This window comes from Pseudomonas sp. EA_65y_Pfl2_P78, assembly GCF_963970495.1.
Classification (GTDB): Bacteria; Pseudomonadota; Gammaproteobacteria; order Pseudomonadales; family Pseudomonadaceae; genus Aquipseudomonas; species Aquipseudomonas baetica_A.
The window spans coordinates 35,575-59,888 of record NZ_CAXAON010000032.1; the positions used below are offsets into that span (position 1 = coordinate 35,575).

Here is a 24,314-nt window from a genome sequence, read left to right on the forward strand (position 1 = left end):
AAGTGTTATGGGTAAGAATGTCGTAGTCCTGGGCACCCAGTGGGGTGATGAGGGCAAAGGCAAGATCGTTGATCTGCTGACCGAACATGCTGCCGCCGTAGTGCGCTACCAGGGTGGCCACAACGCTGGTCACACCTTGGTGATCGACGGCGAAAAAACCGTCTTGCACCTGATCCCGTCGGGCGTATTGCGCGAAGGCGTGCAGTGCCTGATCGGTAACGGCGTGGTGGTTGCACCTGACGCTCTGATGCGGGAAATCAACAAGCTGGAGGAGAAAGGCGTGCCGGTGCGCGAGCGCCTGCGTATCAGCCCGTCTTGCCCGCTGATCCTGTCCTACCACGTTGCGCTGGATCAGGCCCGTGAGAAGGCCCGTGGCGAGCTGAAGATCGGTACGACCGGTCGCGGCATCGGCCCGGCTTACGAAGACAAGGTTGCACGTCGCGGTCTGCGCATCGGTGACCTGTTCCACCGCGAGCGTTTCGCCGCCAAGCTGGGCGAGTTGCTGGATTACCACAACTTCGTACTGGTCAATTACTACAAAGAGCCGGCCATCGACTTCCAGAAGACTCTCGACGAGTGCATGGAATACGCTGAGCTGCTCAAGCCGATGATGCTCGACGTCACTGCCGAACTGCACGACCTGCGTCGCGCAGGCAAAGACATCATGTTCGAAGGCGCCCAAGGCTCGCTGCTGGACATCGACCACGGTACCTACCCGTACGTCACCAGCTCCAACACCACGGCCGGCGGCATCGCCACCGGTTCGGGCGTTGGTCCGATGTTCCTGGACTACATCCTCGGCATCACCAAGGCTTACACCACTCGTGTAGGTTCGGGGCCTTTCCCGACTGAACTGTTCGACGACGTTGGCGCATTCCTGGCCAAGCGTGGCCACGAGTTCGGTGCAACCACCGGTCGTGCCCGTCGTTGCGGCTGGTTCGACGCCGTCATCCTGCGTCGCGCTATCGATGTGAACAGCATCTCGGGCCTGTGCCTGACCAAGCTGGACGTACTGGACGGTCTGGAAACCATCAACATCTGCGTTGGCTACAAGAACGCTGATGGTGCAGTGATCGACGCACCAACTGACGCTGATAGCTACATTGGCCTTGAGCCGGTGTACGAGCAAATGCCGGGCTGGAGCGAATCGACCCTGGGTGCCAAGACCCTGGAAGAGCTGCCACAGGCTGCGCGTAACTACATCAAACGCATCGAAGAGCTGGTCGGCGCGCCGATCGACATTATTTCGACGGGCCCGGATCGCAACGAAACCATCGTTCTGCGCCATCCGTTTGCTTGATAAGTCGTTGATGTAAAAAACAAAGGCCCCTTAATTGGGGCCTTTGTCGTTTATGCCTGTTGGACGGCATGACCTTTGCTGTGATTCTGTCTACAAGAGTGCCATCAAATTAATGGCGTCAGACGTAGAGGTATTCACAGTGTCGGCCGTTCTCTCACTGTTACAAAGCCGTTTATTGCGGCCTGTATTCGTTACCCTTGGTATCGCCCTTTTGGTGCAGGTGTTGGTGGCCGTCGCCCTGACACGGAGCACGGTCACCGCGCTGGAAGCTGATCTGGCGGTGCGGCTCGGTGCTGACAGCCAGAAACTTTCCGGCGAACTGGAGCAGGCAGGGCGTGAAGTCACGTCGAGTCTTGATGCTTTGTCCGCCAACACTCGTCAGCGGCTGACCGCGGGTCTGTCGTCGCGTTTGAAGGAAGAGCAGGCGCAACTTCGCGCGACACTGGAAAAGGATCTGCAGGATTCGGCCAATGACATGGCCCAATTGCTGGCTTCCGTTGCACCTCGCGCCATGTGGGATAGCGATGTACCGACCTTGTCTGAATTCGCCCGGCGCGCCCAGCGCAACCCCAGCGTGCTGTTCGTTGTGTACGACGATGCGACCGGTCAGCACCTGACCCGTTATCTCAATCGCGAAAACCCGATCAACAAGGCCTTGCTGGAAAAGGGCCAGGGTGAGCGTGCACTGGATAAAGTGCTGGATGCGGCGAAGCACGATCCGTCGGTCTATTACCTGGAGGCGTCGATCAATCCCAATGGCGTGGAAATCGGCAAGGTGTTGATGGGGGTCTCCACGGCGTCCGTAGAGACCGATCTGGCGGCGCTGGATAAGCGCTTCTCGGCGTTGATCGCCAGCAGTGATCAGTTGGTTGGCGACAGCCTCAAAGGCGCGGCAGCCGACAGTGCGACCGCGATGCGCGCGCGCCTGCAATCGGCGCAATCGACTGCGGTAGAAATGAAAGCCAATACTGCCAGTACCGTGCAGGACGCCGCCGCGACTCTGCGCTGGCGGATCGGCATGGGCCTGGCGCTGGTCGGTGCGGGTGTGCTGCTGTTGTTGGCCGTGGTTTTGGGTCATCGTGTGGTCAATCGCCTGAAGATGCTCAACGTGGCGATGGATGATCTCGCAGCGGGTGAGGGCGATCTGACCAAGCGTGTGCAAATCAACAGCAAGGATGAGATCGGCGACATGGCCTCGGCGGTCAATCGCTTTGTGGATAAGTTGCAGCCGATCGTGCGCGAGGCGGGCGACGTGGCTCAGCGCACGGGTGTGGAAATCGGTGCGATGACCCTGCGCAATGCCGGCGCGGATGCTGCGGCCGGGATGCAGCGCGACGAAGTGGCGGAAAGTCTGCGCGCACTGTCGCAAATGGCTGATGAGGCGCAATCGGAAAGCCATGCCATGCAGGCGGCGTTGAAGCAGGTGGTCGACATTCGACAGGCCACCGATGAAAACACCCGCACGTCGGCCAAGGTCGGCAGCCTGATCGAGGCGCTCGCCGGACAGGTCGATACCGGGGCAAAAGTCATCGAGCGACTGGCGCAGCAGAGCGAGCAGATTGAAGTCGTGCTGACAGTGATTCACGGGATTGCCGAGCAAACCAATTTGCTGGCGCTGAACGCGGCTATCGAAGCGGCGCGGGCGGGCGAGACCGGGCGCGGTTTCGCCGTGGTGGCGGACGAGGTTCGTGCACTGGCGAGTAAAACCCAGAGTTCTACCGGCGACATTCAAGCGCACATTGTGGCTTTGCAGCAGGGCGCGCGTGAGGCGGTGGAGGCGATTGGTCAGGCTGGGCGTCAGGCCAGCGAAGGTTTGCTGGTGCTGCGTGACAGTGCGCGCTTACAGCAATCTGTGCAGGTGTCGGTCGAGCAGGTGCACGCGGCAATTGGTTTGGCCACGCAGGCGGCGGCGCATCAGGCGCAAGGTGCACAGGCAGTGCGTGGGCGGGTCGAGACGATTCATGCTCAAGCCGAGAAAGCGGCTCAAGCGGTGGTGGAGACCACGGCCAGTGGCAAGGTGCTGGATGGTTTGGCGGCCCAGCTCAAGGCGAGCCTGGGGCAGTTCAGGGCGTGATTCAGATCCGATTGCCAGTAGGCTGGCTCCCACAGGGGATGCATTCCACTGTGGGAGTGAGTCGGCTCGCGATGGCCGTTTCAGCGGCTCAGGTACATCCGGGTTGTCAGCAGATAAACCGGCAATCCAGAAACCACAATCAACAGCGCCGCATAAGGCGCTGCGGCCGCAAACTCGACATTCGCCGTATGCGCCCACACCTCGGTTGCCAACGTATTGAGACCGGTCGGACTCAGCAGCAACGTCGCGGTCAATTCCTTCATCGCATCCAGAAACACCAACGCAAACGCTGCGCCCAATGCCGGGAAGATGATCGGCAGTGTCACCCGGCAAAACGCCGTAAACGACGATGCGCCCAGTGTGCGTGCAGCCTCTTCCAGTTGCGGCGCTGCCTTGTTCAGTGCCGTGCGGATCGGAGCCTGAGCCAGCGGCAGGAACAACAGCGCATAAGCGATCAGCAACAGGCCGGACGTTTGATACAGCACAGGCACGTAGTGCAGGGCGAAATACACCAGCGTCAGCGCAATCACCAAACCCGGCAACGCATGCAGCAGATACGGCAAGCGTTCGGCCCAGATCGCCAGTTGGCCTTTATAGCGCACCACCAGCAGCCCGACCGGCACTGCCAGCAACAGGCACAGTGCCGCGCCACCTAGCGATAACGCCAGCGATGACAGCAGCGCCTCGGTAATGGCCGCAACCGGGAATGCAGCCGAAGAGCCTGCAGCCAGCCAGTACGCCAGCATGCCCAGTGGAATCGCGCTGCCAATGATTGCCAGGATCAGGCAATACAACTGGCCGACCGCCGCCCAAGGCCCCAGCTGAACCTGTTCAGCCTGACGCGCCGCACCTTGCCCGGTGCGCACATGCCGACCCTTGCCGCGTACTCGCAGTTCCAGCCACAGCAGCACCAGGCACAGCGCGAGCAGCACGGCGGACAGCATTGCTGCATTGGCGTTGCTGAATGCCAGTTCGAATTGTTGGTAGATCGCCGTGGTAAAGGTTTGCAGGCCAATGATCGACAGTGCGCCAAACTCCACCAGCATGTGTAAGGCGATCAGCAGCGAGCCCGCTAGCAGCGATGGCCAGAGCAGGGGCAGGGTGACCCGGAAAAAAACGCCCCAGCGATTCTGCCCCAAGGTGCGGGCTGACTCTTCGAGAGAAGGATCGAGATTGCGCAGGGTTGCCGCCACTGGGAGAAAGATCAGCGGGTATTTCGACAGGCTCATCACCAGAATCGCGCCGCCGAGGCCTTCGAACTGTGCGCTCAGCGAAACCCAGGTGAAGCTGCTGACAAACGCCGGAACCGCGAACGGCAGGCACAGGATCACACCCCACAAACGCCGCCCCGGCAGATTGCTGCGCTCCAGCAGCCAGGCCAGCGACAGACCGATCACGCCGCAGGTGATAGTCACGCCGACCATCAAGGCCAGCGTATTGCGCAGTAGACCGAAGACATAGGGGCGCCACAACAAATGCAGCGCCTCGGCCCAGCCGGCCTGCCAGGTCTTTATCCCAACGTAGGCCAGCGGCAACAGGCTCAAGACCACCAATAGCAATACCGGCAGTACCAGCCAGATCGATGGTCGCTTGCGCCGTGGCACGTACCCCCCGCGCGCGGCGGGGGCGGATAACGATGCGGTCATCAGTTCAAGCCAACTTCACGTTCCAGCTCCAGTGCTTGTTCAGCATTGCCCAAATCGGCCGGTGTGACGTTCGGCGCTTCCAGTTCGCTGAACGGCTTGAGGCCGCGATCCGATTCCATGCCTTTGTGCAGCGGGTATTCGGCGGTGGTTTGGGTGATCACGCGCTGGCCTTCTTCGCTGGCCATGTAGGCGAGCAATTGCTGCGCTTCTTTTGGGTGTTTGCTGGATTTCAGCACGGCAGCGCTGGAAACGGTAATCAAGCCGCCGACATCGCCGCCGGTGAAGTAGTGCAGTTTGGAATCCAGTTGGCCTTTCTCGCGTTGCAGGGCGAACCAGTAGTAGTTGTTCACCAGTACGGCGGCGACTTCACCGTTCTCGACGGCTTTGAGCGCGACCATGTTGTTGCTGTAGGTCTTGCCGAAAGCGCGCAGGCCGGTCAGCCATTCTTCGGCGGCATCGCGACCGTGCATTTTGATGATGGCCACGGCCTGTTCCTGGAAGGCGCCGCTGGTGGGCACAAAGCCGATCTTGCCTTGCCATTTCGGCTCGGAGAATTCCATTACCGACTTCGGCAGGTCTTTTTCGTCGATCAGTGTCGGGTTGAACGCCGCCACGCGAACGCGAGCGGTGACGCCGATCCAGGTGCCGTTGCCAGCGACGTATTTTTTCGGCAGTACGGCCAGTGTGGCGTCATCGGTCTTGGCCAGCAGGCCTTGTTCGCCGAGGTTATTCAGTGGAGGGGATTCTTCGGTGTAGATCACGTCGGCGGGGGAGCGGTCGCCTTCTTCGATGATCTGGCTGGCAAGCTGATTGCTGCTGCCTTTGCGGACATTGACGTGAATGCCGGTCTTGGCTTCAAAGGCTTTGGCGATCGCGTCGCCGACTTCCTTGTGTTGGCCGTTGTAGAGAGTCAGGGAAACCGCATCGGCAGCCTGGGCGAGGGGAGTGGCGAGTGCCAGGCCGAGGAGGGTGAAGGTAAAGCCTCGGCGCAGGGTATTTCGAAACGTCATTCGCAGGGTTCCTCACTGTCGCATTGCAAAAACTTGCAACAATGATAAACGATATTGTTTCTCAAATGCGCCTTGTGGCGTACGAGCAGGTTTGCTAAGGCGAGGGGAATGGATTTTCAAATGCCAGAAACGCAAAAACCCGCTTTCGCGGGTTTCTGTGAAATCCAAGGCCTTAACCTTGAATTTGAATTGGTGCCCAGAAGAAGACTCGAACTTCCACGACCGTAAGGTCACCAGCACCTGAAGCTGGCGTGTCTACCAATTCCACCATCTGGGCAATCATCGCTAGCGTTGCCGCTGTTGATGTGGCGCACTATACGGAGCGCGTTTTAATCTGTAAACCCCTGATTTAATTTTAATAAATCAGTTTTAAGAAAACCGTTCCTTAGAATGCAAAAAACCCGCTTTCGCGGGTTTTGTGTGAGCCTTGAAACTGATCTAGTCTCAAGCTCTAAATTGGTGCCCAGAAGAAGACTCGAACTTCCACGACCGTAAGGTCACCAGCACCTGAAGCTGGCGTGTCTACCAATTTCACCATCTGGGCAGTATCGGCAGCGCATGTGCGTCGTCGATGGCGCGCACTATACGGAGCGTCTTTTTAACTGTAAACCCCTGCCAGCAAAAAAAATGGTTTTTTTTACCGGCGGTGTTCAAAACGGCTTTCCAGCTTCGATACAGGGCTTCAGAAGGGCCTTATAGAGTCGGAAATTTCCCGTTTGATGGCGCCTATGCCAAACTAACCCGTATATAGACAAGGTGAAAACTATCTAATGGCCGATTGGCAGTCCCTCGATCCCGAGGCCGCTCGTGAAGCGGAAAAATATGAAAACCCTATTCCTAGCCGCGAACTGATCCTGGCGCATCTCGCCGATCGGGGTTCGCCTGCTGCCCGCGAGCAACTGGTCGAAGAGTTTGGTCTGACCACAGAAGACCAGGTCGAAGCCCTGCGCCGCCGTCTGCGCGCCATGGAGCGCGACGCTCAACTGATCTACACCCGTCGTGGTACTTACGCGCCGGTGGATAAGCTCGACCTGATCCTCGGTCGCATCAGCGGTCACCGTGACGGCTTTGGCTTCCTGGTGCCGGACGACGGTAGCGATGACCTGTTCATGAGCCCGGCGCAAATGCGCTTGGTGTTCGACGGTGATCGCGCGCTGGCCCGTGTTTCCGGCCTCGATCGTCGCGGTCGCCGCGAAGGTGTGATCGTTGAAGTGGTGACCCGTGCTCACGAAAGCATTGTCGGTCGCTACTTTGAAGAGGGCGGCATCGGCTTCGTCGTTGCGGATAACCCGAAGATCCAGCAAGAAGTGCTGGTGACCCCGGGTCGCAATGCCAACGCCCAGATCGGCCAGTTCGTTGAGGTGAAGATCACTCACTGGCCGACACCACGCTTTCAGCCGCAAGGCGATGTGGTTGAAGTGGTCGGCAACTACATGGCGCCGGGCATGGAAATCGATGTCGCCCTGCGTACCTACGATATTCCGCACGTCTGGCCTGAAGCGGTTCTCAAAGAAGCCGCCAAGCTCAAGCCGGAAGTGGAAGACAAAGACAAAGAGAAGCGCGTCGACCTGCGCCATCTGCCGTTCGTCACCATCGACGGCGAAGATGCCCGCGACTTCGACGATGCGGTCTATTGCGAAGCCAAGCCTGGCAAGCTGCGACTGTTCTCCGGTGGCTGGAAGTTGTACGTGGCGATTGCCGACGTTTCCAGTTACGTGAAAATCGGTTCGGCGCTGGACAACGAAGCCCAGGTGCGCGGCAACTCGGTGTACTTCCCTGAGCGCGTAGTGCCGATGCTGCCAGAGCAGTTGTCCAACGGCCTCTGCTCGCTGAACCCGCATGTCGATCGTCTGGCCATGGTTTGCGAGATGACCATCTCCAAGTCTGGCGAAATGACTGACTACTGCTTCTATGAGGCGGTGATTCATTCTCACGCTCGTCTGACCTACAACAAGGTCAGCGCGATGCTGGAAACGCCGAAGGTTGCCGAAGCGCGTAAATTGCGTGGCGAATACACCGACGTCGTGCCGCACCTCAAGCAGCTTTATTCGCTGTACAAAGTGTTGCTGGCCGCCCGTCATGTGCGTGGCGCGATCGATTTCGAGACTCAGGAAACCCGGATCATCTTCGGTTCCGAGCGCAAGATTGCCGAAATCCGCCCGACCACCCGTAATGATGCGCACAAGCTGATTGAGGAATGCATGCTGGCGGCCAACGTGGCCACTGCCGAATTCCTGAAGAAACACGAAATCCCGGCGCTGTATCGTGTCCACGATGGTCCGCCGCCGGAGCGTCTGGAAAAACTGCGCGCCTTCCTCGGTGAACTTGGCCTGTCCCTGCACAAAGGCAAGGACGGCCCGTCGCCGAAGGACTATCAGGCCTTGCTGGCGAGCATCAAGGACCGTCCGGATTTCCATCTGATCCAGACCGTGATGCTGCGCTCGCTGAGCCAAGCGGTGTACAGCGCTGACAATCAGGGCCACTTCGGCCTGAATTACGAAGCCTATACCCACTTCACTTCGCCGATCCGTCGTTACCCGGATCTGCTTACGCACCGCGCGATCCGCAGCGTGATCCATTCGAAACAGGACACCCCGCACGTTCGTCGTGCCGGCGCGATGACCATTCCGAAAGCGCGCATCTATCCGTACGACGAAGCGGCACTGGAGCAACTCGGCGAGCAATGCTCGATGAGCGAGCGCCGTGCCGACGAAGCGACCCGCGACGTAGTGAACTGGCTCAAGTGCGAGTTCATGAAAGACCGCGTGGGCGAATCGTTCCCGGGTGTGATCACCGCCGTGACCGGTTTTGGCCTGTTCGTCGAACTGACCGATATCTACGTCGAAGGCCTGGTGCATGTCACCGCGCTGCCGGGTGATTACTACCACTTCGATCCTGTGCATCACCGCCTGGCGGGCGAGCGCACCGGTCGTAGCTTCCGTCTCGGCGACACCGTTGAAGTGCGCGTGATGCGCGTCGATCTTGACGAGCGCAAGATCGACTTCGAGATGGCGGAAAAAACCATCAGCGCACCGATTGGTCGCAAAAAACGCGGTCACGAAACGGCTGCTCCAGCCGCCAAGGCTTCGGAAGAAAAGGCGCCGGCAAAAACCGCCAGTCGCCGTCCGGCCAAGGAAAAAGCTGTCGAAGCCTATCGCCCAAGCGATGCCGTGGCGAAAAATGCCGAGCTGCGTAAAAGCCGTGAAATGAAGAAAGCGCTGCTTTCCGACGCCAAAAACGGTGGTAAAGCGGCGTCCGGGGGAAAGACCGGGCGGTCGGCGCCTGAAAAGGCGACCGGCGGCAAGCCAGCCAAACCGAGCAAGCACCGTAAAGGCCCGCCGAAGGCGGGTTCTGCTCCAGCCAAAAGTGGCGGAGCACGTAAACCGAAGGCGAAGTCATGAGTCAGTTGGAAAAAATCTACGGCGTTCACGCGGTAGAAGCGTTGTTGCGTCACCACCCCAAGCGCGTCAAGCAGATCTGGCTGGCCGAAAGCCGTAACGATCCGCGTGTGCAGACCCTGATCGAACTGGCCAATGAAAATCGTGTCCAGGTCGGTCAGGCAGAGCGACGTGAAATGGACGCTTGGGTTGAAGGCGTGCATCAGGGCGTGGTCGCGGACGTGAGTCCTAGCCAGGTCTGGGGCGAGGCGATGCTCGACGAGTTGCTTGATCGCACCGAAGGCGCGCCGCTGTTGCTGGTGCTCGACGGCGTGACCGATCCGCATAACCTCGGTGCCTGTCTGCGTTCGGCGGATGCTGCTGGTGCGCTCGCCGTGATCGTGCCCAAAGACAAGTCGGCGACCCTGACGCCCGTCGTGCGTAAAGTGGCCTGCGGTGCGGCGGAAGTAATTCCGCTGGTGGCAGTGACCAACCTTGCGCGCACGCTGGAAAAGCTGCAGCAGCGCGGTTTGTGGGTTGTCGGTACGGCGGGCGAGGCCGAGGTCAGCATTTATGACCAGGACCTGACCGGCCCGACCATCCTGATCATGGGCGCCGAAGGCAAAGGCATGCGTCGCCTGACTCGCGAACATTGCGACTATCTGGTGAATCTGCCGATGGCCGGTAGCGTCAGCAGTCTCAACGTGTCCGTGGCGACGGGGGTATGCCTGTTCGAAGCGCAGCGCCAGCGTGGCGTCAAAGCCAAGGCCTCCGCCAAGAAATAAAGTTGTATGCAATCAATTGTGGGAGCGGGCTTGCTCGCGAAGGCGCAGTGTCAGTCGACAACAATGTTGCCTGATGTATCGCATTCGCGAGCAAGCCCGCTCCCACATTGGTTTGTGGTGAAGGCAGGATTGGTGATTGTTCAAATAATCACCAATTGCCTTGCACCTCTTCAGTCCCTTCTCTACAATTGCGCCCCTTGCTGTCACGGCAGGCACGCATGTGCCCCGCACCGGCAAGTCCATAAGTGTCATTCACTCCTTGTCTGACCGTTTTTGAGCGGCAGGCTACAACCCGTAAGGAGCATTCATGCGTCATTACGAAATCATCTTTTTGGTCCACCCGGATCAAAGCGAGCAAGTCGGCGGCATGGTTGAGCGTTACACCAAGCTGATCGAAGAAGACGGCGGCAAAATCCACCGTCTGGAAGATTGGGGCCGTCGTCAACTGGCCTACGCAATCAACAATGTTCACAAGGCTCACTACGTGATGCTGAACGTTGAGTGCACTGGCAAGGCCCTGGCCGAGCTGGAAGACAACTTCCGCTACAACGATGCAGTGATCCGTAACCTGGTCATCCGTCGCGAAGAAGCCGTTACCGGCCAATCCGAGATGCTCAAGGCTGAAGAAAACCGCAGTGAGCGCCGTGAGCGTCGCGACCGTCCTGAGCACGAAGGCGCTGATAGCGCTGATAGTGATGACAGCGACAACAGCGATAACGCTGACGAGTAATCCACGGACCTTTTAAGGAGCCTATCAAATGGCACGTTTCTTCCGTCGTCGTAAATTCTGCCGCTTCACCGCTGAAGACGTGAAAGAGATCGATTACAAAGATCTCAACACTCTGAAAGCCTACGTATCCGAGACCGGCAAAATCGTTCCAAGCCGCATCACCGGTACCAAAGCTCGTTATCAGCGTCAGCTGGCTACCGCTATCAAGCGCGCCCGCTTCCTGGCCCTGCTGGCCTACACCGACAGCCACGGCCGCTGAGACCGGGCAGTCGACAAGTAGCAAAGGATTGAATGCATGCGTGCCTTAGCTGAGTTCATCATGCGAGGCCGTATGCAGGCCACTCTCGTGGTGGCCGGATGTGCAACATTGCCGTTGTTGTATTGGTTGGGTGCTGCCGCCGGGAGCCTTGTGCTTCTGCGGCGCGGATTGACGGACGCCCTCGGCGTTCTGTCCCTGGGGCTGCTGCCGGCATTGGTCTGGTGGTTGTATGCCGATGATCCACGCGCACTTTTAGTGCTGCTGGGGTCTTCGGGGCTTGCGTTGGTTTTGCGCGCAAGTGAGTCCTGGGTTCGCACGCTGCTGGTCAGCGTAGCCATTGGAGTGGTGTTTTCAGTGGTGCTCGGGGCGGCGTTTGCAGCCCAGATCGAGATGCTCGCGCAGGCCCTTATAAAGGTCATGCCAGCGCTTCTCGGTGAGACCTACAAGCAATTGTCGGTCGATGAGCAAGCGCGTTTCGCGTCCCTGATTGCACCGGTCCTGACCGGGCTGATTGCGGCTTTGTTGCAGATCGTCAGCGTGCTGAGCCTGATTGTCGGGCGTCATTGGCAGGCGTTGTTGTACAACCCGGGTGGTTTTGGTCGCGAGTTTCGCGCCATCCGAATCCCGCTGGGGCCGGCGATGTTACTGCTGGCGTTGATGCTTCTGGGCCCGAATCTCGGTGCACAGATGGCCATGTTGACGCCGTTGTGCAGTGTACCGCTGGTGTTCGCCGGACTTGCCCTGATTCACGGGCTGGTCGGGCAGAAGCGACTGGCCGGTTTCTGGCTGGTGGGGTTGTACGTCACGCTGTTGCTGTTCATGCAGCTGATCTATCCGTTGCTCGTGGTTCTGGCCATTGTCGACAGCCTGATTGATTTTCGCGGTCGTCACGTGTCGAAAGACACCGACAGCGCGAACGGTGAAGGTTAAAAGTTAAGAGGATTTCCACATGCAACTGATCCTTCTGGAAAAAATCGCCAACCTGGGCAACCTGGGCGACAAAGTAAACGTTAAGGCCGGTTACGGCCGTAACTACCTGCTGCCTTTCGGCAAAGCGACCGCTGCGACTGCTGCCAACCTGGCTGCGTTCGAAGAGCGTCGTGCCGAGCTGGAAAAAGCTGCCGCAGACCGTAAAGCATCGGCTGAAAGCCGTGCTGCCCAACTGGCCGAGCTGGAAGTGACCATCACTGCCACCGCTGGCGACGAAGGCAAGCTGTTCGGTTCGATTGGTACTCACGACATCGCTGACGCACTGACCGCCTCCGGCGTTGAAGTTGCGAAAAGCGAAGTTCGTCTGCCGAACGGCACCATCCGCAACGTAGGCGAATTCGACGTAGCCGTGCACCTGCACGCCGAAGTTGAAGCCACCGTACGCGTTGTCGTGGTCGCAGCTTAAGTAACACCTGATCGGCTGGCGGCTTGCCCGTCAGACGGTTAACATCGGGCACGATCCTGTTTACAGGTCGTGCCCTTTGTCTTTCTGGTACTCCCGTTTTCAACCCTGACTCCAAGTGGCCATGAACGAAATCTCCGCTCCTGAGCAATACGATCTGCAAACCGCCGCCCTGAAGGTGCCGCCGCATTCCATCGAAGCCGAACAGGCTGTACTCGGTGGTCTGATGCTGGACAACAACGCCTGGGAACGCGTGCTCGATCAAGTCTCCGATGGCGATTTCTATCGACATGACCACCGTTTGATTTTCCGTGCGATCGCCAAACTGGCCGATCAGAACATGCCGATCGATGTCGTGACCCTTGCCGAGCAATTGGACAAGGAAGGTCAGACGTCGCAAGTCGGTGGCCTCGGTTATCTCGGCGAACTGGCGAAAAACACACCGTCCGTCGCCAACATCAAAGCCTATGCGCAGATCGTTCGAGAGCGAGCGACCTTGCGCCAGTTAATCGGCATCAGCACTGAAATTGCCGACAGCGCCTTCAACCCGGAAGGCCGTACGGCCGCCGAGATTCTCGACGAAGCCGAACGCCAGATCTTCCAGATCGCCGAGGCCCGGCCTAAAACCGGTGGCCCGGTCGGCGTAAACGATTTGCTGACCAAAGCCATCGACCGCATCGATACGTTGTTCAACACCGACAACGCCATCACCGGCCTGTCCACTGGTTATACCGACCTCGACGAGAAAACCAGCGGTCTGCAACCGTCCGACCTGATCATCGTCGCCGGTCGTCCGTCGATGGGTAAAACCACCTTTGCGATGAACCTGGTGGAAAACGCCGTGTTGCGCAGTGAGAAGGCCGTGCTGGTGTATTCCCTCGAGATGCCAGGCGAATCGCTGATCATGCGTATGCTGTCCTCGCTCGGCCGTATCGACCAGACCAAGGTGCGTTCCGGCCAACTGGAAGACGATGATTGGCCACGCCTGACTTCAGCGGTGAACCTGCTCAACGATCGCAAGCTGTTCATCGATGACACCGCCGGTATCAGCCCGTCGGAAATGCGCGCGCGTACTCGACGTCTGGTGCGTGAGCACGGCGATGTCGGCCTGATCATGATCGACTACTTGCAACTGATGCAGATCCCCGGCTCCAGCGGTGACAACCGGACCAACGAGATTTCCGAAATCTCGCGATCCCTGAAAGCCCTCGCCAAGGAATTCAACTGCCCGGTAGTGGCTCTGTCGCAGCTCAACCGTTCCCTGGAACAACGCCCCAACAAGCGCCCGGTAAACTCCGACTTGCGCGAATCCGGAGCGATCGAGCAGGACGCCGACGTGATCATGTTTGTGTACCGGGACGAGGTGTATCACCCGGAAACCGAGCACAAGGGCATCGCCGAAATCATCATCGGCAAGCAGCGGAACGGCCCTATCGGCTTTATCCGCCTGGCGTTCATCGGTAAATACACGCGTTTCGAAAACCTCGCGCCGGGCAGTTACAACTTCGACGACGACGAGTGATGGCTGGCCGAAATCATTCGGCCAGCGCTCCTCTTTTTGCGTGTTATTCAGTTGTGCCGTCTGCCTCCTCGTCAGTGTTGGTGGCTGGATGCTCGCTCAGTTCCTGTCGGGACAACGACTCGATCAGTGCCTCTTCCTCGGTCGCCAGTGATTTTTGCAGCGCCCTGGATTGTGCGTCGTAATCGTTAAACCCAAGGGTGTTGGCTACGTGCGCGTCGTCGAGGGTGGCTTGTCGATCCTGGAACGTCTGGCGGTGCGCTTCGAATTGTGCCCGGTACTTATGAGTGATGAATTCCTGCCAGAACTCCCTCGACACCAACGCCTTGAATTCTTCAGGGGAGTTATCCATAGCGATGACTTTTTTGTAAGCGGCATTCAATTGCGCTTTTGACACATTGGCCAGCCGGGCAAATCCCATTTGTTCGGGTTGTCCCGGCAGTTGCAGCCGGTCTTTCAGGAAGTATCGATAGGCGAGTCTGATTTCGACTTCCTCTGACACGTGTGGCGCTGGAGCGGCCGCGCCCCTCTGAGGCCCCCTCGCTTCGATGATTCTTGCCTCACGCTGCGCAATGTCCGCCGATGCGATTTTGTCGACTTCATGCAAGCGGAACAACGCTTTGGAAAGCGCAGACAATTGCGGGCCCCGTGCTTCGTCTTGAGCCTGGGCACGCGCATCGTGCGCCATTGCCCGGGTTTCCAGATTAGCGAACGTGAAGGCTGCCCGATCACAGCAGGCCGCTTCGCCGGCCCGATCAAATACCTCCTTGCGCAGGCGTTCGGACGCCGGATTGTTTTCGGTAATGCTGTCGATCAGCTTCCAGACCCGGCGCTGAAGCTCATTGTGGCCGTCGGGAACCTCGAGCAAGCGTGCAAGCGTATTGAACAGACCATCCGAGCGTTGTTCATCACGCAGTGTTTGCCATTGGACTCTTCTGGCTGATACCTGATCTTCCGATAGCCCTATTGTCCAGCGCGTCATTGGATCATTTGCCGCAATCCGGATGACTGCCCGGACATGGCCGCGCGCCGTAGCGACCAGATCGCGCTGGCTAGTCATCGGTATCTGGGCTTCGATAAGACGGTTGTTGTATTGTTCCAGCCGCGTGCGGGTGGCCGCTGACAATGGATTGTTAGTGATGCTGGTCACGTTATTGACCCGCGCACTGTTGGCGAGTCGTTCAGCCGGCGGGGTTATGACCGCATCGGGGATTTCCTCGATCCGGTTGTTGTTCAGATTCACAATGCCCAGCAGTGGCTGATCGGCGAGCCCGGCAGGGAAGGTGTTGATGCCTGTGTTTGCCAGATCAATCTCGCGCATGTCGGTTATCAGGGTGAAGTCCGGGGTGATACCGAGTTGCGGATTTTCGTGTAGCCACAAGGCTCGCAATGTTGTGCGCTGCGACAGAACGCGGGCAGTGTCGGCGGTCAGGATAATCCGGTTGTTCTGCAGAAACAGGCGAGTCAGCCCATTCATTTCTCCAACTGCTGGAGGCAATTCACGCAATTGGTTGTGCGAAAGATCCAGCCAGCGTACATGGCGAAAATGGGTCAGAAAACCTTCTGGCGAGGTGCTCAGATTCATGTTGCTCAGTTTGAGCGAGCCGACGTGACTGAAGTCCGCGTCGATGTCTGGCAGGCTCGGCAGGCGCAGGCCGCCGAGATTCAGTTCCAGGCCGATGGGTGTACCGTCATTGGCATGTTTTTGCGGTGTTTCCCCCCTCCAGCAACTCAGAATCCGCTCACTTGCCACGACACGGTCAGGACGGGTTCGCGCGTTGACCGCTAACTGATTCGCCCGAATGTAGCCCCCGCGGTTGCCGCCTCCAGAAAAAACCCAATCGTCGAGCTGACTTTTCAGTACGCGGTGTTCCCGTTCAAGACTTTGGAGTTTCGTTGCTGCCGCGGTTTCACTCTCAAAGCTCCAGAGGTATTCCCTGCACTTCTTGATGTCCTTGCCTGGAAATAATCGCCGATACCGCTGCGCCGGGGAGTTGTCGGTATCAAATATCACTCCATGGTAAGAGGTCAGCAGATCGGGGTGTTCCTCGTTCACTCGACGCCAGTAGTCGTCGAATTTTCTCCAGTAATCGGCAGGGAAATGGTTGCCACCGAGTGACGCGGCTCTATTGATCCGGGCGATCGTCAGCAACTGTTCAGGCGCAGGATTGATAAATGCCTGCGGTACTTCATTCAAGCGATTATTGTGCAGATCAAAAATGAGCAGCCCGGTCTTGTCCTGCAATCCAGTCGGCCATTGATTGATTCCCGTGTTATTCAGCATCAGGTATTTCAGCTTGGACATCTTGCTGAAGTCAGGGGTTAGCGTGAGCGTTGGGTTGTCAGAAAGATTGATGATCTCCAGATGACTCATGGCGCTGAGCGTTGCAGCGCTTTGCTCGTCCAGTGCAAGGTAGTTGTTGCTCAGGTTCAGATTGTTCAATTTGTCCATCGCGCCAATTTGCCCGGGTAACGTTTCAATCCTGGATCGGGTAATGGACAAACGCTCCAGATTGGGAAAACCGGACAGAAATGTATCGGCATCGCCCGACCAGATAACAGCGCTGAGACTGAGTTGCTTTACATGACTGAAGTCCACGCTCAGGGCCGGGAGTGGCGCGTTGATGGAAGGCAGCTTGAGTATTTCGTCCGAGTCCTGAAGCCAGCAGTTCTTGAGGGTTTGGGCGACACGTTGCGCCTGTATTTTGGCCGGCGTGTCGACGGCGGACGGCTCGGGTTGACTGTCGGCGACATAGGCATCGAGCTGGCTTTCCAGTACATCCAGTTCCTGAAGGCGTCGACCCAGTTTGGCTTCTGTCTCAGGGTCCAATCCGATAAAAAACTCTCTGGCCTCTTGTGCCGACTTGTCCGGGTACAGCCGCTGTACGTTGGCGACCTCCGGGATATCACCGTCAAGCCTGAACGCACCGGGCAGGCTGTTGGTGCCCAGCCCTGGATGATCGGCTGTGACACGTTGCCAATACAATTCAAGCGTTTTCCAGTAGCCGGCAGGGAATGGGTTGCCCTCAAACAGCGTGACGCTGTTGATCCGGGCGATCGCTTCGAACTGATCAGGGGAGGGGGAAAGGATGGCCGATGGGACTTCTGTCAGCCGGTTCCTGCGCAGGTCGACGTGTTCGAGTCCGGTCTGGTGCTGCAAGCCGATAGGCCACTGATCCAATTGTGTATTGCTCAGGTTCAGGGTCTTGAGTTCGCTCATGCCGGTGAAGTCAGGTGGCTTGCCCAACGGGTTGTCCGACAGATCAAGGTTCTTGAGTTGGCCGAGTGCGCTCAGTTTTGCCGCGGTTTGTGCATTGAGCACAATACGGTTCGAACTCAGATCCAGTGTGCTCAGGTGGGGCATATGAGTAACGGCGGCGGGCAGTGTATCGAGCGAAGAGTGGGTCACTGTCAGACGCTCCAGGCCGGAGAATCCACTGAGGAATGTATCGGCGGTGTCTGACCAGGTGACGGCGTCCAGATCCAGGCGCCGGATATGGCTGAAATCCGCTGTTAATGCCGGTAGCGTTCCATCGCCCGGCTCAAGTCGAAATGTATCCCCTGTCTGCTGGCGCCAGCAGCGCTTGATGTCATTGGCGACCTGTTGCGCCCAGCCTTTTGCTGTTGCCTGGGGCGAAGCGGTGGACGTGTTTCTGATCCAGATCTTCAGTTCGGCCTTGAGTGTCTTGTAGTCGGTTTCGCGACGGGTCAAGACGTCGCGGACATCACTGCCCAGTGAGCGGATAAAGTCTCTGATCTGATCCTCGGTGTGATCCGGGAACAGTTTTCGGGCACGGGACTCTGGGCTGCGCAGTCGAGTGAGCATCAGCGAGAGTCTTTCCGGCAGGCTCAGGGATGCTGTGGGGTTGGCGTCACTGCGCACCATCCCGCCGGCACCGGCTACCGTAATCCCGACCCAGCCTTGTATGGCATCGAAAACGATGGGCTCCGACCTTCCCGGGCGTGTCGCGACATACAGATTGCCGTTGTCGCTGGACACAGGATCTTCGCCTCGCACGATACGCATTACGGTGGCCAGCGGGGTTGATGCGTCTGGATCGTGCAGTACCTGGTACGTGTGATTCTCGATCACCACGTAGAGTTTGCCGTCGAACTGATGCAGGCCATTGCTATCGGGTGTTGCGTCACTCAAGTCCAGCCCGGTGCGGAAAGCCTCCAGGCGTGTGGAAGATAACGCAAAGGTAATGGGCTCGAAGTCTTCCAGCGGGTGCCACAGGCCGCTGGCGGTGTCACGCAGCATCACCGGACCTGTTGGTTTCGACTCTTTCGCCAGGGCGGCCCGGTACAGTCCCGTGTCCGGATCTTGCTTGACCGGCACGATGGCGCCCCCTGGCTCGTCGACGTATCGGCGCCCCCTGTATGTCCTGAAACCCTCGGCATCGGCGGCCGCCAACGTGGGCGGCGCGCTGATCCGGTAATGCTCCAGCGACTCCACAGCGGGTGTGGGGGTGGCACCGAGCGTCATTGTTTCAGTTGTTTCGTGAACCGTGATCTGTGGTGCCGGCCTGATTGCATCGAGATCGACACCGCCGGTGTTTCTGCCCGATACCGTCGGATTGTCACCCAGGTGCAGGGGGGGCGCGCCAGTGTTGATGCGCGGCGTATTTTCTTGCGGCGATGGGCCTGGGCGATGGTGTATATCGACAGTGGCGTTGCCTCTGACGGGTGGTTTTGGTGACATTCTTTCTTCCTTGATGGGGTGTTTATCCGCGCCCGCGAGGGCGTGCTGATAAGCGTTCGGCGTCATTGCCTGTTTGTACTGGGGCTACATCAAAGCCTGCTGTTCGGGCTTTGCGCATTTACTCGGAGGCTGCGGCGTGACTGTCTGCCAGGGCGAATATTTTGCTCGCTGTTCTGCCATCGAACCTTTGCCGCCAGATGCCGACGTGCGGCAAACCGGCCCGTTCATCTCGGCGCTGAGACTCGATACCTCGTCTGCTTTGTTCAAGCGTCTTGAGATGAGCGCCATCGACCTTGAAGCTCAGAGGCAGGCTCTTCTCGGCGTCGTAGTGAAAATGCGCGTGCCACAACGGCGTGTTATCGGCGCTGTCGCTGATCGAATAAACATCCAGAAACGACCTTTTCTGGCCTTTTCCCGATTGTTTGCGATCAACGATCTTGCTTGCCTTGAGCTCGTTACGATCCAGCAGATAGTTCAGGCGCATGATGTCCAGCACGTCTTTGTTCTTGTACATCCGCACCAGCGTTTTCTGGCCTAGTTCTGTCAACGAAACGGCGGCGGCCCGCAACTGTCCGGCCAGGTTGATGATCACTCGATCTTCAACATCTGTATCGTGGTTTTCCAGTTGCCTTGCCTGTTGATTGAGCAGATCGGTTTCCTTGCCCAGATCTTCGACGATCTTTGTCGGGTTAGTGTTTTGGGCTTCTTGTGTTCTCGCGTTGGTCGCGTGATCTTCGACCCTGGCCAGTAACCGGTTCGCCTCGCCAATGAGTTGTGGCCGTGGCGTTCGGATAAGCGGAGGAAGCACGGGCAGCCATTCGTCTTCTATTTTTTTGTAGCGCCTGGGAGGCGAATCAGGTCGCAGCAGGTCGGGAACCTTGATGGTGATGGTGCCGTCCAGTGCGGTTTCCGTTTCCCCGACCAACACTCTGTAAGTGCCGTGCTGACGGGTGCGGAATATTTTCCTGGCGCGCGCGGGAGGGGCTGACGCCTCGTTGATAGGTTGCGGCGGGATAAAGTCGAAATCAATGTCTTGGTCGAGGCTCGGCAGATCGTGAGCTCGCTCGGACGCGTCAAGAATTTCGGTCAACTTGTTTTCGATTTTTTTCTCGATGGGATCGATCAGGGTAACGATCTCCCTGATGTATTCGGCGTTGGGATGCTCCGCGGCCAGCAGTGTTTCAAAGCGGGTTTTATCTCCCTTGATTTGATCAAGGGCCAACAGCAGTGCCATTGGATGCTCTCGTTGCGGAGCGTTTTGCAAATCTCCGGTGATCAGATCGATGGCCGAGAGCGAGGGCATGGTCGTGTTTGGCGCATGGTCGGGAGTGTCCGCAAACAGGTGAACGTAAAGGGTCAGTTTGTTGAAGTTGATGCGCTCGGTATCGTGCACCTGGAGGCGTAGTTCGGCGAGTCGAGGGGCTGCTCCGGGTGAGGCTTTTCTGATCTGCTCCATCACCGCCTGGCGCTCTTCGAGAAACTTCAGTTTCTTGTTCAGATGTTTGATGGTTTTCTTGCAGTTTCCGGCACTCAAATCTGTCACCGAAGGCCGGACCCTGAGATCCATGACGGCCATCAGTCTGTTGAGATATTCCACGCGTTCTATCCGGAAGGTATGCAGCTCTTCCTTGAACACCCCGCTTGCTTTGACGAGGGGGAGCCAATCCTTGTTATCAACGAGCGACTGAATAAAGTCCGTCTGTTTTTTGATGTGCTTGAGCAGGTGTACCTCAAGCGCGATCAGGCCCGCCGTTTTGGCCGCGCCATCCGGCAAGTCGCGGACCTGGCCCCAAAGTGTGTCGTAATGTTCAGATGATTCGGTCAGAGCCCGGTGAGCATCCGCGAAAGGTTGGTAACGTTGCATCAGAAGCGCCAGGTTGGCTTGCAGGCCCTCATTGCGGCGCATGCCGCCCCTCAAACCCGTGAGGATGGAAACCCAGGTGTTCTCCTCGCTCCGAATGATCGCCCGGGTTTCGCCACTGCGACTGGCGCGGTAGATGTTCGCGCTATCGGAGGCAACGGGATCCTTGGGGTTAACAATGCGCCACACCTTTTGAGTCGGCGTGGACGCGTCAAGGTCCTGCATGACCTGATACGCGTGGCTGTCGATGACCACATAGAGCTTGCCGTCGTGGCGAAACAGGCCGTCACTGCCAGGCTCGACACCGCTGAAATCCAGATCCGAGCGAAAAGCGTTCAGCCTTGCCTGCGTCAGTGGGAGCCTGCTTGAGTCAACGTCATTGAGCGGATGCCAGAGGTCGCTGTCGGTGTCGCGCAGCAATACCGGACCGGAGGGAAGCAATTCGCTCGAAAGTCGCGCCCGATACAGTCCGGTGTCCGGATCCACTGCGACAAGAACGGTACCGCCATCGGGCACGTCGACATACCGGCGTTTGTTGTAAACCCTGAAACCTTCGCTGTTGGCAGCCGGTAACCCTTTCACGGCTTTGAGCCAGTAGTTCTTCAGCGGCTGATGGATGACGGAAGGCGCTGCAATGGGAGACGGCGTCAGATGAATCATGACGGCAGGGGCCGGTAGTATTGCGTCAAGGTCTGTATCGCCCGGCAGTCTGGCCGGCGGCTTCGCAGGGTCGACAGCGATCCATGGATCGAAGACTTTGCGGCCCGCAGCGTCAGGATGCGGTGCGTCGATGTCCGTTCGTCGATTCGGTCTGATATGGACATCCACATTCAAGTGGGGGCCATTACGAGGTGGTTTTCCTGCCATGTTTTTCATCCTTGAAAAATGCCCTCCGGCTTTCGCGCAAGGGCTTGTTTTATTTGGCATCGTGCCGGTTTGCATGATTGCGCAGGTGGCGGTGGAGCTGTCGGCAGCACCCATCCATGGGCGCCTGACTGGCGTTTGGCATCATTGCCAGTGTCTGGCGGGTCGAAAGCCGCCGTAGCCTTTTCTGCTTGAAGCACAGAAGAGGGGGCTGAGATTAACAACCGACCATTGCCGTCGGAATTGGTCAAATTTTGTGCTATATTCCGCGCCCGCGATTTTTCATCTCAACACCGGTCGTCGACATGCAAGCAGCCAAGCCGTTATTTGACTATCCAAAATATTGGGCCGAATGTTTCGGGCCAGCGCCATTCCTGCCAATGAGCAGGGAGGAGATGGATCAGCTTGGCTGGGATTCGTGCGACATCATCATTGTTACGGGAGATGCCTACGTCGATCACCCGTCGTTTGGCATGGCAATCATTGGCCGGCTGCTGGAGTCTCAGGGCTTTCGCGTCGGGATCATTGCGCAGCCGAACTGGCAGTCCAAAGACGACTTCATGAAGCTCGGCGAGCCGAACCTGTTCTTCGGGGTCGCGGCCGGCAACATGGATTCGATGATCAACCGCTACACCGCGGACAAAAAGATCCGTTCCGACGACGCCTACACCCCGGGCGGCATGGCTGGCAAACGTCCGGATCGCGCCAGCCTGGTTTACAGCCAGCGCTGCAAAGAGGCGTACAAACATGTGCCGATCGTGCTCGGCGGCATTGAAGCCTCCCTGCGCCGTATCGCTCACTACGATTACTGGCAGGATCGCGTGCGCAACTCGATCCTGATCGACGCCAGCGCCGACATCCTGCTGTACGGCAACGCCGAGCGAGCCATCGTTGAAGTCGCGCAGCGCCTGTCCTACGGTCACAAGATCGAAGACATCACCGACGTGCGCGGCACCGCGTTCATTCGTCGCGATACGCCGAAAGACTGGTACGAAGTCGATTCCACACGCATCGACCGTCCGGGCAAGGTCGACAAGATCATCAACCCGTACGTGAATACCCAGGACACCCAGGCCTGCGCCATCGAGCAGGAAAAGGGCCCGGTCGAAGATCCGCAGGAAGCCAAGGTCGTGCAGATCCTGGCCAGCCCGCGCATGACCCGCGACAAGACCGTGATCCGCCTGCCGTCGGTTGAAAAGGTTCGTGGTGATGCCGTGCTTTATGCCCACGCCAACCGCGTGCTGCACCTGGAAACCAACCCGGGTAACGCCCGTGCGCTGGTGCAGAAACATGGCGAAGTCGACGTCTGGTTCAACCCGCCGCCGATTCCGATGACCACTGAGGAAATGGACTACGTGTTCGGCATGCCTTACGCGCGCGTTCCGCACCCGGCGTACGGCAAGGAGAAAATCCCGGCCTACGACATGATCCGTTTCTCGGTGAACATCATGCGTGGCTGCTTCGGTGGCTGCACCTTCTGCTCGATCACCGAGCACGAAGGCCGGATCATCCAGAACCGTTCCGAAGAGTCGATCATTCGCGAAATCGAAGAGATCCGCGACAAGGTGCCAGGTTTCACCGGTGTCATTTCCGACCTCGGCGGCCCGACCGCGAACATGTACCGCATCGCCTGCAAAACGCCGGAAATCGAATCCGCGTGCCGCAAGCCGTCCTGTGTGTTCCCGGGCATCTGCCCGAACCTGAACACCGACCACTCGTCGCTGATTCAGCTGTACCGCAGTGCCCGTGCGTTGCCGGGTGTGAAGAAGATTCTGATTGCTTCCGGCCTGCGTTATGACCTCGCGGTCGAGTCGCCGGAGTACGTCAAAGAGCTGGTGACCCACCACGTCGGTGGTTACCTGAAGATCGCCCCGGAACACACCGAGGAAGGTCCGCTCAACCAGATGATGAAACCGGGCATCGGCAGCTATGACAAGTTCAAGCGCATGTTCGAGAAGTACACCAAGGAAGCCGGGAAAGAGCAGTACCTGATTCCGTACTTCATCGCTGCGCACCCGGGCACCACCGACGAAGACATGATGAACCTGGCCCTGTGGCTCAAGGGCAACGGCTTCCGCGCTGACCAGGTGCAGGCGTTCTACCCGTCACCGATGGCCACCGCCACCGCGATGTACCACTCGGGCAAGAACCCGCTGCGCAAGGTCACTTACAAGAGCGACGGCGTGACCATCGTCAAGAGCGAAGAGCAGCGTCGTCTGCACAAGGCGTTCTTGCGTTACCACGACCCGAAAGGCTGGCCGATGCTGCGTGAAGCGCTGACCCGCATGGGCCGTGGCGATCTGATCGGACCGGGCAAGGATCAACTGATCCCGCTGCATCAGCCGTCCACCGACAGCTACCAGAGCGCCCGTCGCAAGAACTCGACGCCGGCTGGCAGCCATAAAGTGGCGAAAGAGGGCAAAGAGAAAACCACCAAGATTCTCACCCAGCACACCGGTCTGCCACCGCGTGCCAGTGATGGTGGTAATCCGTGGGACAAGCGTGAACAGGCCAAGGCGGCGGCGTTCGCCCGCAACCAGCAGGCCGCCAAGGAGCGCAAGGACGCGGCCAAGGGCAAAGGGCCGAAACCGGCGCGCAAACCGGTGGTGCCACGCTAAGTCGCTTTTTAGCTCAACAGAACGCCAACCTTCGGGTTGGCGTTTTGCATTGTGCGCCAGGCATGGCGCGTTGCGCGTAAGCGCAACCAGCTTGGCTGTGGTGGCCTCGCTGGTGACTTGGAGGTGAAAGTCCTCTACACACCCGGCAAGGGGAAGTGTTAGCCAGAGGCAAGGGT

Annotated in this window: 14 protein-coding genes and 2 tRNA genes; 10 read left to right on the top strand and 6 right to left on the bottom strand. The window is 58.5% G+C overall.

The annotated features are described in order from the left end of the window. Positions 1 to 7: 7 nt before the first annotated feature. On the top strand, positions 8 to 1,300 hold the full coding sequence (locus tag AACY02_RS21410; RefSeq protein ID WP_221733090.1) for an adenylosuccinate synthase: 1,293 nt from the start codon (positions 8 to 10) through the stop codon (positions 1,298 to 1,300). Positions 1,301 to 1,439: 139 nt separating this feature from the next. Next, positions 1,440 to 3,374, top strand: coding sequence for a methyl-accepting chemotaxis protein (locus tag AACY02_RS21415; RefSeq protein WP_339433662.1), 1,935 nt, complete (start codon positions 1,440 to 1,442; stop codon positions 3,372 to 3,374). An 80-nt stretch (positions 3,375 to 3,454) separates the two neighbouring features. Here AACY02_RS21415 and AACY02_RS21420 read toward each other — a convergent pair whose 3' ends face one another. From AACY02_RS21420 to AACY02_RS21435, 4 genes are all read right to left on the bottom strand, one after another. Then, on the bottom strand, positions 3,455 to 5,020 hold the full coding sequence (locus AACY02_RS21420; protein WP_339433663.1) for an ABC transporter permease: 1,566 nt from the start codon (positions 5,018 to 5,020) through the stop codon (positions 3,455 to 3,457). Beyond that, on the bottom strand, positions 5,020 to 6,030 hold the full coding sequence (locus AACY02_RS21425) for an extracellular solute-binding protein (protein ID WP_339433664.1): 1,011 nt from the start codon (positions 6,028 to 6,030) through the stop codon (positions 5,020 to 5,022). The genes AACY02_RS21420 and AACY02_RS21425 overlap by 1 nt, the downstream gene beginning before the upstream one ends. A 190-nt stretch (positions 6,031 to 6,220) precedes the next feature. After that, a tRNA-Leu gene (locus tag AACY02_RS21430) sits at positions 6,221 to 6,307 on the bottom strand. A gap of 180 nt (positions 6,308 to 6,487) precedes the next feature. Next, positions 6,488 to 6,574, bottom strand: a tRNA-Leu gene (locus tag AACY02_RS21435). A 226-nt stretch (positions 6,575 to 6,800) separates the two neighbouring features. Here AACY02_RS21435 and rnr point away from each other — a divergent pair. The 7 genes from rnr to dnaB all read left to right on the top strand — a co-directional run bounded on the left by rnr (position 6,801) and on the right by dnaB (position 14,096). Then, positions 6,801 to 9,431, top strand: coding sequence for a ribonuclease R (gene rnr / locus AACY02_RS21440; RefSeq protein WP_339433665.1), 2,631 nt, complete (start codon positions 6,801 to 6,803; stop codon positions 9,429 to 9,431). Then, a complete protein-coding gene (gene rlmB / locus AACY02_RS21445) occupies positions 9,428 to 10,192 on the top strand; it encodes a 23S rRNA (guanosine(2251)-2'-O)-methyltransferase RlmB (RefSeq protein ID WP_221733085.1) in 765 nt (254 codons plus the stop codon). Before rnr ends, rlmB begins: the two co-directional genes overlap by 4 nt. Positions 10,193 to 10,499: 307 nt before the next feature. Next, positions 10,500 to 10,922 (top strand): 30S ribosomal protein S6, encoded by a 423-nt coding sequence (gene rpsF / locus AACY02_RS21450; protein ID WP_003236224.1) that lies wholly within the window; start codon positions 10,500 to 10,502, stop codon positions 10,920 to 10,922. A gap of 28 nt (positions 10,923 to 10,950) precedes the next feature. Then, positions 10,951 to 11,181: a 30S ribosomal protein S18 gene (gene rpsR, locus AACY02_RS21455; protein ID WP_002551829.1), complete on the top strand. Its 231-nt coding sequence runs from the start codon at positions 10,951 to 10,953 to the stop codon at positions 11,179 to 11,181. A 36-nt stretch (positions 11,182 to 11,217) separates the two neighbouring features. Continuing rightward, positions 11,218 to 12,111, top strand: coding sequence for a hypothetical protein (locus AACY02_RS21460; protein ID WP_339433666.1), 894 nt, complete (start codon positions 11,218 to 11,220; stop codon positions 12,109 to 12,111). A 19-nt stretch (positions 12,112 to 12,130) separates the two neighbouring features. Next, the gene (gene rplI, locus AACY02_RS21465) at positions 12,131 to 12,577 is read left to right on the top strand and encodes a 50S ribosomal protein L9 (protein WP_003186385.1); all 447 of its coding nucleotides are present in this window, start codon (positions 12,131 to 12,133) and stop codon (positions 12,575 to 12,577) included. Positions 12,578 to 12,698: 121 nt separating this feature from the next. Next, entirely contained in the window at positions 12,699 to 14,096 is a 1,398-nt protein-coding gene (gene dnaB, locus AACY02_RS21470) for a replicative DNA helicase (protein WP_339433667.1), read from the top strand. A gap of 43 nt (positions 14,097 to 14,139) precedes the next feature. On the opposite strand, the gene AACY02_RS21475 is transcribed toward dnaB, so the two are convergent. Beyond that, on the bottom strand, positions 14,140 to 18,861 hold the full coding sequence (locus AACY02_RS21475; RefSeq protein WP_339433668.1) for an NEL-type E3 ubiquitin ligase domain-containing protein: 4,722 nt from the start codon (positions 18,859 to 18,861) through the stop codon (positions 14,140 to 14,142). Positions 18,862 to 18,913: 52 nt separating this feature from the next. Then, positions 18,914 to 21,637: a hypothetical protein gene (locus AACY02_RS21480; RefSeq protein ID WP_339433669.1), complete on the bottom strand. Its 2,724-nt coding sequence runs from the start codon at positions 21,635 to 21,637 to the stop codon at positions 18,914 to 18,916. A gap of 188 nt (positions 21,638 to 21,825) precedes the next feature. Between AACY02_RS21480 and AACY02_RS21485 the strand changes: the two genes are divergently transcribed. Further along, entirely contained in the window at positions 21,826 to 24,138 is a 2,313-nt protein-coding gene (locus AACY02_RS21485; protein WP_339433670.1) for a YgiQ family radical SAM protein, read from the top strand. Positions 24,139 to 24,314 lie beyond the last annotated feature (176 nt).